This is a genomic window from Pseudomonas sp. FP2335 (assembly GCF_030687535.1).
Classification (GTDB): domain Bacteria; phylum Pseudomonadota; class Gammaproteobacteria; order Pseudomonadales; family Pseudomonadaceae; genus Aquipseudomonas.
This window is the reverse complement of record NZ_CP117437.1, coordinates 321,969-340,590: the sequence shown is the minus strand read 5'-3', so window position 1 is coordinate 340,590 and position 18,622 is coordinate 321,969. Positions and strand designations below refer to the sequence as shown.

The 18,622-nt window shown below is 52.8% G+C and carries 10 protein-coding genes, 1 tRNA gene and 2 pseudogenes; 12 read left to right on the top strand and 1 reads right to left on the bottom strand.

Annotated features, from left to right (window positions below):
• Positions 1-231: 231 nt before the first annotated feature.
• The 5 genes from PSH81_RS01495 (at position 232) to PSH81_RS01475 (ending at position 6,197) form a co-directional block, all read left to right on the top strand.
• Positions 232-1,584, top strand: a complete 1,353-nt coding sequence (locus tag PSH81_RS01495) for a TolC family outer membrane protein (RefSeq protein ID WP_305391889.1) — start codon at positions 232-234, stop codon at positions 1,582-1,584.
• Between the two features lie 45 nt (positions 1,585-1,629).
• Positions 1,630-3,783 (top strand): type I secretion system permease/ATPase, encoded by a 2,154-nt coding sequence (locus PSH81_RS01490; protein ID WP_192298430.1) that lies wholly within the window; start codon positions 1,630-1,632, stop codon positions 3,781-3,783.
• On the top strand, positions 3,773-5,149 hold the full coding sequence (locus tag PSH81_RS01485) for an HlyD family type I secretion periplasmic adaptor subunit (RefSeq protein WP_226456766.1): 1,377 nt from the start codon (positions 3,773-3,775) through the stop codon (positions 5,147-5,149). The genes PSH81_RS01490 and PSH81_RS01485 overlap by 11 nt, the downstream gene beginning before the upstream one ends.
• Before the next feature lie 108 nt (positions 5,150-5,257).
• Positions 5,258-5,333, top strand: a tRNA-Thr gene (locus PSH81_RS01480).
• A 522-nt stretch (positions 5,334-5,855) separates the two neighbouring features.
• Positions 5,856-6,197 (top strand): DUF6124 family protein, encoded by a 342-nt coding sequence (locus PSH81_RS01475; protein ID WP_305391888.1) that lies wholly within the window; start codon positions 5,856-5,858, stop codon positions 6,195-6,197.
• A 66-nt stretch (positions 6,198-6,263) separates the two neighbouring features.
• On the opposite strand, the pseudogene PSH81_RS01470 reads toward PSH81_RS01475, so the two are convergent.
• A pseudogene (locus PSH81_RS01470) lies at positions 6,264-6,371 on the bottom strand (3-oxoacyl-ACP reductase); the annotation flags it as partial.
• A 65-nt stretch (positions 6,372-6,436) separates the two neighbouring features.
• Here PSH81_RS01470 and PSH81_RS01465 point away from each other — a divergent pair.
• The 7 genes and pseudogenes from PSH81_RS01465 to PSH81_RS01435 all read left to right on the top strand — a co-directional run.
• Positions 6,437-6,835, top strand: a pseudogene (locus PSH81_RS01465) (tyrosine-type recombinase/integrase); the annotation flags it as partial.
• A gap of 911 nt (positions 6,836-7,746) precedes the next feature.
• Positions 7,747-8,724 (top strand): integrase domain-containing protein, encoded by a 978-nt coding sequence (locus tag PSH81_RS01460; RefSeq protein WP_305391887.1) that lies wholly within the window; start codon positions 7,747-7,749, stop codon positions 8,722-8,724.
• Positions 8,721-8,996, top strand: a complete 276-nt coding sequence (locus PSH81_RS01455) for a hypothetical protein (RefSeq protein ID WP_124431124.1) — start codon at positions 8,721-8,723, stop codon at positions 8,994-8,996. The genes PSH81_RS01460 and PSH81_RS01455 overlap by 4 nt, the downstream gene beginning before the upstream one ends.
• A gap of 330 nt (positions 8,997-9,326) precedes the next feature.
• The gene (locus PSH81_RS01450; RefSeq protein WP_305391886.1) at positions 9,327-10,502 is read left to right on the top strand and encodes a nucleoid-associated protein; all 1,176 of its coding nucleotides are present in this window, start codon (positions 9,327-9,329) and stop codon (positions 10,500-10,502) included.
• Positions 10,503-10,560: 58 nt separating this feature from the next.
• Positions 10,561-12,246: an AAA family ATPase gene (locus PSH81_RS01445; protein WP_305391885.1), complete on the top strand. Its 1,686-nt coding sequence runs from the start codon at positions 10,561-10,563 to the stop codon at positions 12,244-12,246.
• Positions 12,239-13,402 carry a hypothetical protein gene (locus PSH81_RS01440; RefSeq protein ID WP_305391884.1) on the top strand — a complete coding sequence of 388 codons (1,164 nt, stop codon included), beginning with the start codon at positions 12,239-12,241 and terminating at the stop codon, positions 13,400-13,402. Before PSH81_RS01445 ends, PSH81_RS01440 begins: the two co-directional genes overlap by 8 nt.
• Positions 13,403-14,022: 620 nt before the next feature.
• Positions 14,023-18,597 (top strand): AAA family ATPase, encoded by a 4,575-nt coding sequence (locus PSH81_RS01435; RefSeq protein WP_305391883.1) that lies wholly within the window; start codon positions 14,023-14,025, stop codon positions 18,595-18,597.
• Positions 18,598-18,622 lie beyond the last annotated feature (25 nt).

The window sequence follows — 18,622 nt, the reverse complement described above, 5'->3', positions numbered from 1 at the left end:
CAATAATTTGTTGTTTGATTCAGCAAATTACTTTTCCGTCAAGGTATTGACCTATTTGGCGCCATCCTAAACAATCCGCCCAGTAATGTCACATTGATATTTAATCGGCACGCGACTTTCTGTTTGGACTACCAGGTTCCTATGACAAGCAGTCATTTCGGTTGCCAATTCCAATGCAATATTTCACGTCTGTTGCGTTTTTCAGGCAACCATCCCCGGGGAAGAATCAGAATGCGTTTGCACCTTTTTAAAGCTGTGCCGTTTGCTTTAGCCGCCAGTTTCGTCCAGGCCCAAACCCTGCCTGAAGCCATGCAAGATGCGGTGAAAAATCACCCGGAGATTCAGGCAGCTATTAATGCACGCATTGCTGCCGACTATCAGGTACGCGAAGCCCAGGGCGGCTACCTGCCTAAAGTCGACCTGTTGGGCGGCTATGGCCGTGAAAGCTCCGACAACACCACGACGCGCGCCAACAGCAACAGCCATGATTGGAAGAACCTGAACCGCGGCGAGTCGACCATTCGCCTGCAACAAAATTTGTTCCAGGGCTTTGGCACCATCAATGAAGTCGGCCGCCAACAAGCCACCGCCAACTCCCGTGGTTATGCGCTGCTCAACACCTCCGAGCGCACCGCGCTGACCGTTGCCCAGGTTTATCTGGATGTCTTGACCCGTCGCGAGATGGTGCAACTGGCAGAAGACAACCTGAAGAGCCACGAACGTATTTTTGACCAGATCAAACTGCGCACCAGCCGTGGCGTCGGAAGAATGGCGGACATGGACCAGGCCGAAGCCCGTCTGGCTCAAGCGCAAAACAACCTGATCACCGAGCAGACCAACCTGGCTGACGCAAACACCAACTTCCTCAGTGTTGTCGGCAAGGAACCGGACCAGCTTGAAAGGCCTACAGGCGTGGTGACCGAATTGCCGGCCAGCCTGGAAGAAGCACGCCGCCAGATGGTTGCCGACAGCCCGGTATTGCGCTCGGCCGAATCGGACATCGCCGCTGCGGAGAAGCAGTACGAAGCCGCCAAGTCGACCTTCTACCCACGTTTTGATGCGGTGCTGCAGCGTTCGGCCAACAACAACATCGGCGGCCAGGAAGGTCATGAAAATGGCTACTCCGCGATGCTGAACATGCAGTTCAACCTGTTCAACGGCGGCAGCGACAAGGCCAGCCTGCAATCGAAGGCGTCCCAGGCCAGCCAGGCACTGGACATCCGCAACAACGCCCTGCGCCAGCTGAACGAAGAGCTGGGCCTGGCGTGGAACGCCTACAACAACGCCACCCAGCAAGTGCCGATCGCGCAGCAGTATGTTGACCGCAGCACCAAAGTACGGACCTCGTACCAGCAGCAGTTCAGCCTCGGTGAGCGTACACTGCTCGACTTGCTCGACAGCGAGAACGAATTGTTCACCGCCCAGCAGCGCTTGGCACAGATCAAAAGCCTGCAAACTTACACGCAGTACCGTATCAAGGCCGACATGGGCCAACTGCTGAGAAGTCAGGGCGTGGTGGCTCCGATGGCATCAGTTGTGCAAAACGATCTTAAACCGTCGGTAAACCTGCCAGGGATGAACTGATTCTTGACGGCGTTGAACCACAAAACCGCTTAAGAGAGAGTCAGCTTGGATCCTGAAATTGGTGTGGCGCAACTCAACCATGACCCGCGCACTCAGCACGACGACCCATTGCTAGATGGGTTGTTGGCTCTCTGCTCCCTGCATTACAAGCCCGCCAGCCGGGCCATGCTGACCACTGGCCTGCCTCTGGCAGGCCAACGCATGAGCGCCGATCTGCTGCCGCGTGCAGCAGCCCGGGCGGGTTTGCAGGGGCGGTTGCTACAGCGCAAGCTGGAGCAGATCCCGTCCATCGCCTTGCCGGCCTTGCTGCTATTAAAGGAAGGCCGCAGTGCGGTGCTGTTGGGTTGGGAGGGTGATACCGCCCGCCTGCTGCTCAGCGAAAGCGACGGCGGTGAGGTGCAAGTCAGCCGAGAAGTGCTGAGCCAGGATTACAGTGGTCGGGTGTTCTTCGCCCAGCCACAGCACAAATTTGACGTCACCAGCGGCACCCTGATTCCACGCGCACGCTCGTGGTTCAAAGACACCCTCAAACGTTCACGCTGGCTGTACGCCGACGCCATCGCCGCAAGCCTGGTGATCAACCTGATCGCCCTGGCCGCGCCGTTGTTCGTGATGAACGTGTATGACCGCGTCGTACCGAACCAGGCCACCGCCACCTTGTGGGTACTGGCCATCGGTATCTGCGGCGCCTACCTGTTCGACCTGCTGCTCAAGAGCATGCGCAGCCTGTGCCTGGACCTGGCGGGCAAGAAAACCGACCTGATCATCTCCGCGACGCTGTTCGAACGCATCGTCGGCATGTCGATGAAAATGCGCCCGGCGCGCGTCGGCAGCTATGCGTCCAACATCCACGAGTTCCAGGGGATGCGTGACTTCCTCACGTCCCTGACCCTCGCCAGCCTGATCGATTTGCCCTTTACCCTGATCATCCTCGCGGTGATCGCGCTGCTGGGCGGCCACCTGGTGTGGATTCCCATCGTCGCCTTCCCGCTGGCCCTGGGCATCGGGCACTTCCTGCAAAAACCGTTGACCGCGACACTTGAACGCACCATGGCCCTGGGCGCCGAGCGCCAGTCGAGCCTGATCGAAACCCTCGCCGGGCTGGATGCGGTGAAGGTCAACAACGCCGAAAGCGAGCGCCAGTACCAGTGGGAACAAACCATTGGCACCCTCAGCCGCCTGGAACTGCGGGTCAAGGTGCTGTCCGGCCTGGCGATGAACATCACGCTGCTGATCCAACAACTGGCCGGCGTGGCGATGATCATCTTTGGTGTGTACCAGATCATCGACGGCACCCTCAGCATGGGCGGCCTGGTGGCCTGCTACATGCTCAGCGGCCGTGCACTCGGCCCGCTGGCCCAGCTGTCGGGCCTGTTGACGCGCTACCAGCAAGCCAAGGTGACGATGGTCTCGGTGGACCAGATGATGGAACTGCCGCAGGAACGCAACTTCGACGAACGCCCCCTCAGCCGTAAAACGCTGCAAGGCGCGATGACCTTCCGCGACGTCAATTTCACCTACCCGGACCAGCAGAACCAGGCCCTGCACGGGATCAACCTGAACGTTCGTCCCGGTGAAAAAATCGGCATCATCGGCCGCAGCGGTTCGGGCAAAAGCTCGCTGGCCAAGCTGCTGGTGGGCCTGTACCAGCCGGACTCCGGCTCGTTGCTGGTGGACGGCGTAGACATCCGCCAGATCGACGTCAGCGAATTGCGCCACAACATCGGCTACGTCGCCCAGGACATCCAGCTGCTGGCCGGTACCCTGCGTGACAACCTGGTCTCGGGTGCGCGCTACGTGGACGACGAAATGGTGCTGCAAGCCGCCGAACTGGCCGGCGTGCACGAGTTCGCCAGGCTGCACCCGCAAGGCTATGAGTTGCAGGTGGGCGAGCGTGGGCAGAACCTCTCCGGCGGTCAACGCCAGAACGTCGCCCTGGCCCGTGCGCTGCTGCTGAACCCACCGATCCTGCTGCTCGACGAACCGACCAGCGCCATGGACAACACTGGCGAAGAGCGCCTGAAACAGCGCTTGCAAGCCGTCATCGAAAACAAGACGGTGATTCTGGTCACCCACCGCGCCTCGCTGTTGAGCCTGGTGGATCGCCTGCTGGTGATCGACCGTGGCCAGATACTCGCGGACGGTCCAAAAGCGGCCGTTATGGAAGCGCTGAAAAAGGGGCAGATCAGTGTTGCTTAAGTCCGGCCCAGGCCGTTGGAAAGATGTGATCTTCCGCTACTTCAAGGGCAGCGCCTCGCTTGATGGCCAGCCCCTGCCCGAAGTCGAAAAAGCCCTGATCGACGACGCCCCGCGCATCGTGCGCCTGACCATCTGGGGCGTGATCGGCTTTTTCGTGTTCCTGCTGCTGTGGGCCCACTTCGCGATCATCGACGAAGTGACCAAGGGCGAAGGCAAGGCGATTCCGTCCTCGCGCATCCAGAAGATCCAGAACCTGGAGGGCGGCATCGTCGCCCAGATCTACGTGCACGAAGGCCAGATCGTCGAAGCCGGCGCGCCGCTGATCCGCCTGGACGACACGCGCTTTGCCTCCAACGTCGGCGAAACCGAAGCCGAACGCGTATCCATGGAGCTGCGTGTGGAACGTCTCAGCGCGGAAGTCGACGACCGCCCGCTGAAGATCACCGACGCCGCGCGCAAGGCCGTGCCCAATCAGGTGTCGAGCGAAGAATCGCTGTACGCCAGCCGCCGCCAGCAACTGGCCGATGAAGTGGGCGGGCTGCAACAACAGCTGCTGCAACGCCAGCAGGAGCTACGCGAGTTCAGCTCCAAGCAGGAACAGTACCGCAACAGCCTGAACCTGCTGCGCCAGGAAATCGGCATGTCCGAACCGCTGGTCGCACAGGGCGCAATTTCTCCGGTAGAAGTCCTGCGCCTCAAGCGCTCGGAAGTTGAAACCCGCGGCATGCTCGACGGCACCACCCTGGCCATCCCCCGTGCCCAGGCGGCGATCAACGAAGTGCAACGCAAAATCGACGAAACCCGCGGCAAATTCCGCAGCGAGGCCCTCGCCCAACTGAACGAAGCGCGCACCCTGCTGAGCAAGGCGCAAGCCACCTCCAAGGGCCTGGAAGACCGCGTCAGCCGCACCATGGTCACCTCGCCCGTGCGCGGCATCGTCAAGCAGATGCTGGTCAACACCGTCGGCGGCGTGATCCAGCCTGGCAGCGACATGGCCGAAGTGGTCCCGCTGGACGACACGATCCTGGTAGAAGCAAAAATCCGCCCGCAAGACATCGCCTTCCTGCACCCCGGCCAGGAAGCCATGATCAAATTCACCGCCTACGACTACACCATCTACGGTGGCCTCAAAGGCAAACTCGAACAGATCGGCGCCGACACCGTGATGGACGAAGAGAAGAAAAACACCTTCTACATCATCAAACTGCGCACCGACCGCAGCCACCTGGGCACGGACGAGAAGCCACTGCTGATCATCCCCGGCATGGTGGCCTCGGTGGACATCATCACCGGCAAGAAGAGCATCTTGAGCTACCTGCTCAAACCGATCATCAAGTCCCGGGCCGAGGCGATGCACGAGCGGTGATTGCGGGGAAATACCGGGTGACGATGGGAAAACTGGGGTTTTCGCAAAAATAGTCAGATTTCAGGGGTTTACAGAACCTTGGCAGTCGCTATAATCGTCGCCCAACACGCCGGTATAGCTCAGTTGGTAGAGCAACTGACTTGTAATCAGTAGGTCCCGGGTTCGACTCCTGGTGCCGGCACCATACAAAACGAAGCCCCTGCAGAAATGCAGGGGCTTTGTTGTTTCTGGGATGTTCATATTCTGTCTACGCTTGGCGCCCCAGCTAAACAAGCCGGTGAGCCTCCAGAAATCGCAACTCCTGTAGCGAAGTCCCGCCTTCAGAGTTTTATGCAGAATTATGGGTAGCCAATAATTATGGCGTATCCATAAAGAGAGCTAACTCATGAGCACATGCCGCTGCGGCCCCGAATTTTCGTACACCCATATCAGCTTGCCTCCCTATCCTCCACCCCGCTAACCTCCCCCAGCCGCAGCAAAATCAGCGGCCGGATGTGGAAGTCCGTACTATGGCTAAAGGCGCTCAAACGCCCATGAACACCTGCCGGCGTTTTTTTTCGCCTGTATTCTTGTGTTATGGCGGCTGTGTGCGGGGCACTTCGGTGCGCCGGGTTCCTTTAGCCCCGGTCTTCCACACCTGCGCACAGCTGCCACCCTCATGTGGAAGTGAGATTGGCAGTTTCTGAATCGCTAAAGGAGCTTCGCCATGTTCAAGGTCACACCCAACCCGCCTCAAGCCCCAATCGACACCAAGCTTCATGCCGCTGCGCAGCGGGCGATTGATCATTACTTGCCCCCATCAGACGGCGCAGAACCTGCGGCGCGTCCAGGCGGTAATCTGTTCTCCGTTTCGCCCGGCGTTGATACCGAAACACTGCTTACTAATGCCGCAGAAACCCTCTCATCAGCCAACGAGATGGTCTCTAATCTGGCATTTGAACTGGAAGGATCACAAAGGGCTGTGGCATTGGGGATTCAGCAACTGATCGAGTTGAGTTCAATGCTGGCAGATCGAGCGTTGGAACAAATTGCGCCCGCAGCCAGTTAACTCCGACAGACCCAAAAACGCCCCGAACCATCACGGCCCGGGGCGTTTTTCGTTAAGCCGTATCGCTTAGTGCCCAGCACTCTGCCCACCGTCCACATGCAGAATTTCCCCCGTCACAAACCCAGCCGACTCCAAATGCACAATCGCCCGCGCAATATCCCGCGCTTTCCCCAGGGAATAGGCGTCACACCACTCGTTCAATTCAATAGCGAAAATCGTGGTCTGACCCCGATTTTCCACTCACAGGCAAATTCGCATTGGTCTTCGCAGGCGATGCCAAACCCTGGAAACCCATGTCCGGAAATACCGCGAACAACGCGCTTCGGGCGATGGGATACGGCACCAAAACCGGTATCTGCGGGCATGGGTTTCGTTCGATGGCCTGCAGCGCATTGATCTAGTCAGGATTGGGGTCGGAGACAGCCATTGAACGGCAGATGAGCCACAAGAAGCGCAACAACGTCCGTGCCGCTTACATCCACAAGGCCGAGTTTATTGAGGAGCGCAGGCTGATCATGAACTGGTGGAGCCGGTACCTGGAGACCAACCGGCAGGAGCATGTCACTCCACACGAATTCGCGAACCAGGCCGGAGCGAACGTCACTCGCCTAAAAGCAAAACGTGGCGCAACCGAGTAAGCGCTCGGTCTTCATATCTCAGTGATCCGTTTGTCCACGCGGGTCCATCCAAACAGGGCTGCAAAGCCGCCCTGTTTGGATGGACCTCACTTAAAAAATCTAAAGCCCACGCAACTGTCTGTGGAAAACCACAGATTTCCACCGGTGGATAATTTCATCCACAGCAGCAGAATTCCCAAGAACTGGAGCCTTAACCCGAATTATCCACAGGCGTAGAAAAGATCGGGCAAAGCGCTGTCGTTGACAGCAACCCAGGTAGCCAGAACCTTTAAGGCTACGCCACACCGTGCTGGTTCTCCCAAAGTGCGATTAGCGTCCGGCGGCTCGCACGGTCATAGCGATGTGATGGATGCCTACTTTTACCAGTGTGCCCACTGCGGCAACTCATCCCCTTTCATAGCTGCCCTGCGGCAACCTATCCGCTTGGCCATTTCCTTGCGCCAACCTGCGCCCGTCTCTTTCTTCCAGAAAGAGACGGGCGCTCGTACCGCTGCTGCAGCCCAACTCGTACAAGGCTTTGCGGCATTCCCCCTCGTGACAATCGGCGTGACAAACACCGAAGTCACCAGCAACAGCGATGCCGATGATGGTGCCGCAGCCCACGGAATGGACTGCACCTGACTGACAGTCAGGCATGCCCCGGTCATCGCTTCACTGCTTTTACCTGACTCAGGATCTCGCGGCGTTGGTTTCGTCAGCCGATGCAGCCCCCACCCGCCCACTTCCTCGGAAGTGTTCAGGAGGCCAGATCATGAGATGCCCAAGCTCCCGGTCGTAAAGAGCCGCCAGTCCCGCGTTAGTGGACAACCCTCACAGGTCGCAGGGGCCTTGATCCCTGATAACACTCAACATTCGTGGCGGGATGACGTGGGGGAGGCTTTAAAGATTTTGGCTTCGAGAGGTGTTCGATCATGGCACTATTAGGTAGACACAACGGACGCAACTTCGGCTATGGCCGGCAACTGAGCTACGCCGGGCCGCAGGCGTTGAAAGACATGTTTGGCGGCGGCCATTACGGCACAGTCAAAGCGCACAGCGATCGCTGGCAGGCTTTCGTCCGCTGGTGTCGATCGGACGATGGGCCAGGGTACAACGATGCGCGACAGATTGATCGGCAAACCTTGTTGGCTTATGCAGTGTACCTCCACAGCTTGGTCGAGCGCGGTGACCTAGCCATCGCCACCGCGCAGAACCGATTGTCCAGCGTTAACCGGACGATGGCTGCGCTTCGCGGTGATCAGTACGTAAAAGTGCCGAGCCCACGCAAGACGTTGGGAATGCAGCGGACCTCCGTTCGGACAGCGGCTCCCCAAGGCCAAGATCGCGACCAGGTGGCATGTATCGTCGAAGCACTTCGCGAACAATACCCTCGTGCAGCCGCCATAGCCCAATTAGCCCGCACCACCGGTATGCGTTTACGCGAAGCCATATTGGCCGATCTGCCGCGCCTAAAACGCGAAGCCAATCACCTCGGCAGGATCAACATCCAAGACGGCACTAAAGGCGGCCGCGGAGGAGCCAGAGCGCCACGATGGATTAATGTGGATGAGCATATTCGCGCCGCACTGAGGTATGCGGAACAGATAGCACCCAACGGTAGTCGGAATCTACTCGCACATAACGAAAGCTATCTCGATTTCCAACGGAGTGTTGTGCGCCCAGCTCGAGAGATTCTCCATGGGCAAAACCTGAAGGGCTTTCATGAAATGCGTGCAGCGTACGCCTGCGAACGCTATATGCAGATCACGAATTACAAAGCGCCCATCAACGGTGGCAATTGCTCTTGGACAGATCCAGACCTTGATCAGGTGGCACGCTTACAAATCAGCCACGAACTCGGGCACGGTCGAATCGACGTGGTATCAGCCTATATTGGTGGTCGAGCATGACCAAACAATTCGATATGGAGCTGTTTCTAGGAGGAGTACTTACCGGGGCGCATGCAACACGCACACGTCACATCCGGCAGGCCAATCTGATCCAAGTCGCGATTGCCAGTCGCTGGCACCTAGATAGCCCATGGGCTTGGCAGAGAAAACATCTTGCTTGGTTTGTGGATAACCACCTCGACACGCTTTCGAAATCGACGCGCTACTACTACCTGCTCACCATAGGCATTATCACGCTGCGCCTAGGGAAATCCTGGAAGTTCGTACATTAGCCGATATTCGGCACCAGTCGAAGCCGGCCTCGATTGAATATCCAGACATTTGGAACGGACCCGGTAGCGGCTACCTCACCCGCCTCACAGCCAATGATCCGCGAAAAGGGAGCGTTTCGCGTCATTGGGAAACACGGACGAAGGTCGGATGAGAAAATGCAGATGGTGATAACCGCGTCTAGGCATTGGCTTAATGATAGCAGGAGGCTACTCTCGCTACGGCATACAGGCGATCAGCCAGCAGCGTTCCGAGAGATCGACTACAACGGCTAGCAATTTTTGATATTTTCTGCAATTTCTCATTCGTATACTTTTAGAGGGAACTTAAGTATGAACATCTCCGTGGAAAACCTTCAGCCACACGAAGCAGGTGAAACGTCCCTGTCAGAAATGATAGTAATGAGTGCAATTACGGCTGACCTATTTAAGGACCGAATCGGCAGCACAGTGTTCTACGATGCAAAAATAGGAACTAGCTGGGATCTAACAAAGGATACCGCACTGGAATTTGTGAACGTCATTGAGCGAAAGTTTGCAAAAAATAACAAATTCCACGGATATCTCCCACCTGACAAAACGCAACTAGTTCCCAAAACTTTGTTGGGCTTTGTAAATAACGATCTCGACTTTGATAGCACGGTCAAGACGTTCGTTGACAATGTATGTAGAGAAGCAAATTTGCCAACTCGTGGGAGCCTGACTCTTGGCCACTTGGTAATGGTACACTATAAAACTAGGAATGATGCAGATGATATTGGTCGATTCCTAGCTGTACTTGTCGGAAAACAAGATGGGTTTGATTTCGACTCAGACCTGCAGCCCGTAGACTTGACCAGCATAAATACAAGCGAACTGCGCCACGCTGCAATGTTCGACTTAACTCTATTTAAAGAAATGTACCCTGACAATGAAGGGGACGCTTATCTAAAGTTTATTACCGGAAAATCCAGAAGTGCTTTCTTAAAAGATGCATTTGGCTGCACTGACTACATCCCAAACAAAGATAGTGTTGACCAAGTAAACACAGCTGTACGCGCTTTCCTTGATGACCCGTCCATCCCTTCTCAACGGCGACTATTGATTGTTGAAAAAGTTACTACTCACCTCGCTACTGCAGCAAAAAAAAATATCGCTGTATCAATAAGAGATATTCAGCAGGTAATTAACGGGAACTTGCCTGTCGGATCACAAAAAATAGACGGATTCAGCGACTTCGTTAACCTTGGCGGCTACACGATCAGCGAGCGATTTCAACCCACACGCCTTAGCGCTTTGTCCTTGAAAAGTGTGGACATTACTGATCCACAGGGCGTCTTTAAGTGCAGCGTAAATCTTGAGGCTATTGGCTATTTTGATTCGGAAGCGGGAAAGCCAATTGTCGTTGATGATGCTCTGCAATATATTACACTCCCACTAACTCCACAAGCGAGCGCGATAATCAAGCAGATTCTCGGCAAGAAAGAAAATTCAAACGGAGAGACGTCATCACCCTTGACTTCAAGCTGATAGGAAGTTAAACCAACAAGCTCTTCATCGGCTGGGCATAATTACTTCGGCTTATAATATGAATCTAATTCATGTATACATACAAGAGCACAAAGCAGTACGGAATTTAAACATCTCTTTAGGCGGTAAGGCGGAGTGCCTTGTTAAAGACCAAATAGTTGATGTTAGTTTTCGCCGTGACACTACAATCTACTATCGCAACTATCATTGCTCAGCAATAATTGGCGCCAATGGCGTTGGAAAAAGCTCCGTACTAGATTTTATTGAGAGCGCTTACTTTCCTACGGACTCAAGTGGGCTGCTAATTTTTTTAGATGACGCTAACAGCCTTCATATTTGTCAAATAAACTATAGCGTTTTCGGTTGCGCTATTCCATTCGAACGCCATGATGATTACGAAGTTTTTGCCAAAAATCATAATATCAGCCTAATCAAAATAAACAACGTATCTTCGGCCCAAGCAAAATTCGGATATGGCAGAAAACATCGGCACCCTCTCATTCAAGAGAGATCCCTAGAAGAATACGCCAGAACGAAAAGCCAGAGAAAGAAATACTTCAAAAATTTACTGAGTTATTACAGATGGGATCAGACAGAAAACAATCTGATTCAAGATGTTGGGTTTGAGTTCACTTTCGACAACTCTAGCAATAAGATGAGTGCAGTATTTCCTATTGACCTCTTGGAAACGGAATCACAAAATGAATTCCGGAAAGCACTTCTATATTTTGAAGAAACTCGCAACTTAAAACGCTCTGTCAATAGCACAATAGAAGTCACCACTTATTTGATTGAGCTTAATTTGGTTTCACTATTTGTAGAGCTGGCAGCTCAAGTAGGCGGAGATCAAAGAAAGCCAGTTCTAGCTATGCTGATTTTCTACTTCTTAAAAAGTCATCTTTTCAGGAAAAATACAGACATTAGCGAGTGCATTCTGCAGGCTTTGGAGGCACTGAGGTATGAAGAGAACTGGACAATATCTCTAGAGGAAAGTTTTAGCGAAAGCGCCCGCTACGACTTCGAATCTCGACCTATTGATGTCGATAGCATGCATGAAAGATTCGAGTCCTTACAAGATCTCCTCAATGATATTGCTGAGTCGCTCCGGAATCGCAGGACTGAAATTAACGATTCCGGATCCCTTATCGTACTAATTGAAGAATTCGAACCTGTCAGCAAAATAGTACATTTAGCATCAATGCTACCTCGCAATCTTTTATCAAATATAAGCTGGGGCTGGCGCGGAGTCAGCACCGGAGAGATGGCCCGCTCTCATCTATTTTCAGAAACCTACAATTGTTCTACGGGCTCAAAATATCGTCATCCCATAATTGTGATCGATGAGGCCGATTTGTACTTGCACCCGGAGTGGCAAAGAACTTTTCTAGATTCATACTTAAATCTTTTGGACAGGCTGGACTGGCGCTCATCAAAACCCCAATTGCTGTTCACTACCCACTCTCCGATAATAGTAAGTGACTTCCTTCCTCAAGATATAGTTTCTTTATTCAAAGATCAGGACGGCGTAGTGAGAGTTAAAGACTCTCTAGGCTTCGGAACCAATATAACAAATTTGTTCATTGATGGAATGCATATAGAATCAACCATCGGCGAGCACTCTAGAAAGGCAATCGTATCCCTAATGCAGAACGCAAACACTCAAAGCTTAAGCGACCTGGATAGAGAACTGGTCAACTCTATGGGCAATAAGTTTGTCAGGGAGTTTTTGCTAAAAAATGATTAAATTCAAATTTACTACCAGCAATGAACTACAAGAAATTTACAAAAAGGAAATTGTTTCTCGAACAAAACAGCGAATGGCTGATTTTATTTTGACTATCCCCGCACCTCACACAGAAAAATTCAAACAATACTTTCACGATTTAAAAATTGAAAACATATTAAATTGCGAGCCTGGCGAACTCCTGCACTATATAGATGAAGTATACCTTACCTTACCTGTACTTGCAGATAGGTATTGGCCATCGCTTTTACTACGGGGGGTGCCAGTACCAGAAAATATTAAAGAGTTTGGCGCGCGCACAGCCAAAGAAAAAGAGGTTCTTGAGGCCATCTATCAAGAAACAAAGGCATTTCTGAAGGGTTTGGTAAGTGACGACAAACACTATTTAGCCTGGCTTCTGGCTAAATTAAAATCGGCGAACACTTCTAGCGACAAGAGAAAAATTCTGGAATTAATTCTAGGCACCTCGCAAGGAAACACCCGCGCGACCGAGGACTACTTAAAAATCTTTCCAGATTGGGTAAACGATTTTTCAGACGTTTTCAATTATCCAGAACTCTCTGCAAAAATAGGTCACGACATAGTCGACGAGTGGAAAATAGATGTTTGCCTATACTGCAACCAAGAACCAATACAAACTCAAGGAAAGCGAGTAAAATATAGAACCGATCTTGATCACTTTTACCCTAGAACAAAATTTCCATTTCTAGCAGTAACGCTGTCAAACTTAATACCTTCCGGAAAGATATGTAATCAATCATATAAGAAAAATCAAGACATGATCGATTATGCGCACCCCTTTGTGGATGGAGTTAATGATTCTAGTCTTTTTTATCTAGATATTCCTCCTGGTGAAAAAGTCACCGAGAGTAACTTTAAGGTAAAAGTATCAAAACAAGACACCAATCTTGATTTTAACTTAACAGGCTTCGAGATCGAATATAACTATGGCAACAGCAACGAATTAAAAAGCTGGGTTAGCAATGCACACGGCATGGTCGAAATTATCTTGAGTTTAAACGAACCGAAAATCCAGAGCACATTGCTTGACAGCTTAGTTAATACAAAAAAACCTGCACACAATGAGCGCCAAAAGAAATTTAAGGCAGACTCTATAAATCAGTTTGCAAATAGGAAACTAGTATCTTACCCCTGACTTCGAGGCCTAAATCAGCACCTTAACCAGCGAACTGAGTCAACTCGCTATTACTGTCTGCTGACCGTGCATTTACTCACTATTCGCGTAGGTAAGCCACGGCATTTCAAACTAAGCGAAGTCAACATCTATATCATTGCACACAAAAAGGGGCGACAAGCGGAGATCGGCCAAGTACGGAAAGCAGGCGTCGTCCACTTTGCTGTCCGGCGAGAATGGCAGGATAGCACCACCCACTGATCACGATCACTGGTCAGCCATGACCTGCTCTGGGAAGGCGTGGAGTTCTCATGCTCGGTCTTCCTTGGCTAAAGCTCGACAGCCCTGCAGAATGCCCTGTGACAACATCCATATTAACGGTCAATCTATGCCAGATAACGGCTCACTTCCCCAGACCGCTTTTGGCAACCAATGAACTACAACGTTATGTGGCATCGGACGCGATATTTCATCAGCCGGCGCTACGCACGAGAAAAGGTTACCCCCCACTTTTATAGCGTTGTGGACGTATTCGAATATCGCGTGGCGCATCGGCTAATCGTGCCGGGAAAAATAAGGTGCGGCACGGCACGGCTGCTGAATAGTTCTGGGGGGCAGTCGTAGTCAAATAGGACAAGCAAATGAGCAAAGCAGGTATTCAGTCCAATCGAGGCGATGGTTACCAAACGCTGGTTGCCTTTGACTGGGCTTTGAGCGTTCTTTCGGAGCCTGGTTACCAGTGGCTTGAAGTAGATTCAGTAAGCTGGTCAGTGGACGATGTGGTGATCGGCAAAGTAGATGGCACCAAAATTTACTGCCAATGCAAAAAAAACCAGACGCTGCATAAGGCCTGGTCTACTGCCGACCTCGCCGACGAATTGCGCAAGGCAATCAGCTTGTTGACTAGCGATCCGACAGCGGAAATTCGCTTCTATTCGCGCAGCGCGTTTGGTGATCTCTCAAGACTGCGGGAATACAGCACCAACTATGCCGATGAAGCAACCTACCAAACCAATCTGGGCAAGGCGCTCCAAGAGTCAGATACCGAACTAGGAAGTCTGCTTGTCGAACAGGCGTCAAATCTTTCAACCTACCAGTTCCTACAACGCACGACGTTTGAAATCAGTCCAGAACTGGATCGCATGGAGGCATTTCTGCGCGAGCGTTTGTGGCGGTTGGTAAGCAACGGTTCAGCGGCTTACAACACCCTATGGACACGCCTTGACTACCTCGGAATGCGCGTTAGCGGCCACGGCGAAAGTAGCGCGACGCAACATCGACTGACAAAGGACAACCTGAAAGTCTTGCTGGACAACGCAGGCTCGCTGCTGACCCCTCCCATGGACATGGTAAAGGTTCGTACTTCATTCAAAAGCACTTCTGCCGTTGGCCGGTCATGGCGCAGAGATATTGGCAGTGAAAGCGTTTCGAATCCATCCGTCAACGAACTCATCGAAGCCATTGAAGCCAAACATGGCTCTATCTTGCTCACCGGTTTGCCGGGATCTGGCAAGACCTGCGTAATGCTGGCAGTGCAAGAAGCACTGGAACAACTCGCCCAAACCCGCACTAACCTACTGCCGCTGTTCATTCAATCGCGCGAGTTCGCCGACATCGTCACTGCGCAAGACCGTCAAGCCCTAGGCCTGCCTGAACATTGGGTAGAAGGAGCGGCACGCATGGCGGAAGATGCGCACGTGGTCGTAATGATCGACTCGTTAGATGTACTTTCCATTGCCCGTGAACACAGTGTACTTACGTACTTCCTTGCCCAAATTGATCGTCTGCTGCTGGTTCCCAACATTACCGTTGTCACTGCCTGTCGCGACTTTGACTGTCATTACGATCGGCGTATTGCCCAGCGCAGTTGGGGTAAAAAAATCACCTGCCAGCCGTTGGAATGGGATACCGAGATAGCGCCGCTGCTCGTAAAACTCAGCATTGACGCATCGGCCACCGATACGACCACGCGCGAATTGATTTGTAATCCACGTGAATTGGCCTTGTTTGTTGAATTAGCGCAGCAAGGAGGTAGCTTCAATGTAGTGACCAGCCAAGCGCTGGCACAGCGCTACCTTGCCACGATCGTGCAGGCCAATAGCGCACTGGGCGATGCCGCCATGCAAGCCATCGAAGCCATCGCGGCTGAAATGCTAAAGTTGCGCAGTCTTGCGGTGCCACGTCAGCGATTCACCGCCTCACAAGATATTCAACGTGCACTTCTCAGTAATAAGGTGCTGCATGAGACGCAGGATGGGCAACTGACATTCGGGCACCAGACGCTGCTCGACGTATTGGTGATCAGCGGCGCGGTACGCCAAGCTGTTACTTTGAACGCATTCATACAACGTTTACCGCCCGTGCCTTTTGTGCGCCCCAGCATTCGCAGCTTTGTCACGCAGCTGACAACCGGAGATCGACGCGAATTCCGAAAACAGCTGCGTACTGTTTTGACAGGCAACAATGCCTTCCATATTCGCCGTCTTGTGGCGGAAACCTTTACAGAACACCCCCCACACGATGACGACTGGCTTCTAATACGCGACCTGCGCAACCAGCATCGTGATGTCTTTCAGGTGATCTACACCCAGGCGGCTCGGGTGGAATGGCATCACTTCTGGATGAAGCATCTAGTCCCGTTTTTGAAAGATACCCGCGATGTTGACGGGTTAACGATGCATGTGCACCGAGTATCTCAATGGAAAAATGACGATGCTGTAGGGGTGTTCGCATTTTGGACCGAGGTACTGGCACTGGATGGGGTGGATAATACCCAGCTGACAAATTCTATTGCACATGCGATCACGCAAGTCCATGCAGACCATTCGGCGATGCTTGTGCCTTTGCTTGTCGAATTGCTTAAGTTACCGAGGCAAGAACACAGCTTTCTCGGGCATGCACTCGCGCGCTGCGTAAAAGATGGCGGTATGGATGATACGGTTCTGTGGCGTTATGTCGCTGGCGAAGTCACCGACGAAGATGTGCTTGCCTATAGCTTTGACAAAAAGCTGCACTGTCAACCGCATGAGTTTGGGGCAAGCAATAAAAGTTTTCTCGCAGATCGAATGCGAAAGTCCACGGCATTGCTTGACCTGGCTATAGCATCGATTGAGCGATGGAGCCAAATCAAGAACTCACGCTATGGCGAGGCTCCGAAAAATTTTTGGAGCGGCTTCCTACACCAAACGTCATACAACGACGCACACACCCAGACCGACCACCGGCACCTTGATAGTGAACGCATACTGCTGGATGCCGTTGAAACCGCCATCGTGCATCACGCAAACACGCAATCGAATTGGTGGAAAAGCAACAGCGAACGTCTGTGCTTCAGCACAGAAGGCGCATTGCGCTATTTCGCCATCCTCGCGTGCATGGCAGCACCAACCGCTAACCTGGATTTGATTGGCCGCATGCTTTGCAACAAAAAGCTGCTCGAATCCGCTTTGTCGTATGAACTCGGCACGCTTATACAGACCACTTTTCTGCACCTTGATGCGGCTACGCAAGACGCAATACATTCGACCGTTTTAACCCTTCACCTGGAAACTGCAACTGACCCGAAGCACCATGCATGGGCGCTACGAGATCAAGCGCAACTAATTCTTACCATCCCCTGCCATCTGCGTTCACCCGACGCACAGGCTGTATTGGATGAGTGCGAAAAAGAAATATGGCCTCTGATTCGCCAGCCGGACATTCACATGCGTGGAGGAATGGTTAGCGCACCGTTTTCTTTCGAGGTGTTTCTTGGTGCAAGCGATGACTCCGTGCTGGGCCTGCTGAATCACTACAAAGCGCATGCCAGTAGCCCTTTTGATGACTTTCTGATGGGGGGAGAGAGAGAGGTTGGCTCACAATTACGTGAGGCGGCTTCGCGCCACCCCACCCGCTTTATGAGTCTTTTATCAGCCAACTGGGAGCGGATCTCGGACCGCTTTCGAGACGACCTCATGGAGGGCATTGCGACCTACCTGGCTCACCGCTACGGCAACTTGCAGGTAAATGGCACTTGGTCACCCAAAGATGAGCCCAATGCGGCAGCGTTGGTGCAGCAAATCCTGAATGAGCTGGAAGCGCATCCGAGTCATTGGCACCACAACCGCGTCGCATCTAAAGCAATAGAGAGCTGTGCGCACGTAGTTGAACTGTCACAGGACGCTACGCGGCTAGTGTCTTTGGCTGCGGATTTTTCGACACTACAGGAGGAGAGCTCCATCTCAGGGGACTCCGTTGATTTGGTCACAGCTGGCATCAATATGGCCAAAGGGAACGCAGCGGAAGCCTTGATGATCGTGGCCAATCAACTTGAAAAGAACGGCGTACCGTGGCCCCAATTGCTACCGAATGCGCTGCGCCTATTTGCCGCAGACCCGCACCCCGCTATTCGCGCCCTATTGCTGCGGCGTATGCCCTATTTGCAAAGCCATCACCCTGAACTTGGCTGGGAGCTGTTTGGCCTTACCATGCAGGAGAAATCCCCCGGACTTTGGCCAATAGCCGAATCTAGCCTGTATTACGCTTGCTACCAAAAATTCGAAATTGTCGCTTTGTGGCTAGCACGTCTTTATCGCGAAGGCAGCAACAAGGATTTTGAGACTTGGGGGCGTATATCCGCACTGGCAGCTCTTTCGAAACGATTGGAGTTTTCTTCCCTTCTCGTAGAAATCAACGCAGGGGAAACCGTCGAAGCGTGGTGTGGTGCGGCGAGCGTTTGGACTCACAGCGACAACATTCAGCAGCACCGGGAACAGTGTCTTGCCGGTCTTGAGGCCGGCTTGGATGCAGAGAATCATTATGCTCTTGCCGTTGCCCGCAAATTCCGCAACCTCTTCCAGGAGACAACGCCGCTGGTTGCTGTACCCATTGAGCTAATTCGGCGCTGCTTGTTCTTGCTAGGAACAGAAGCTGATTCTGCACGAAACGACATCTATGGCTTCGATGCATGGCTGAACGCTATGTCACTTCGCGATCCAATGTATGCATTAGAAGCGACCGAGATTTACCTTGATTTTGTTCGACAGACAAAACCCTATCTATACGACCATGAGAACAACCTCACACAACTGCTAACCCGCCTTTTCGCGCAGGCTGAAGAACAGGAGGAGTCAGACGGTGGTGCCATGCTGCAGCGAGTGGTAGCGACGCAGGATTCGCTGCTGACTCTGGGTGTCGACGGCATGAATGACTGGCTTAAAGCCGCGGAGCGTCCATGACCATAAATAGCGAAACAGGTGCTTT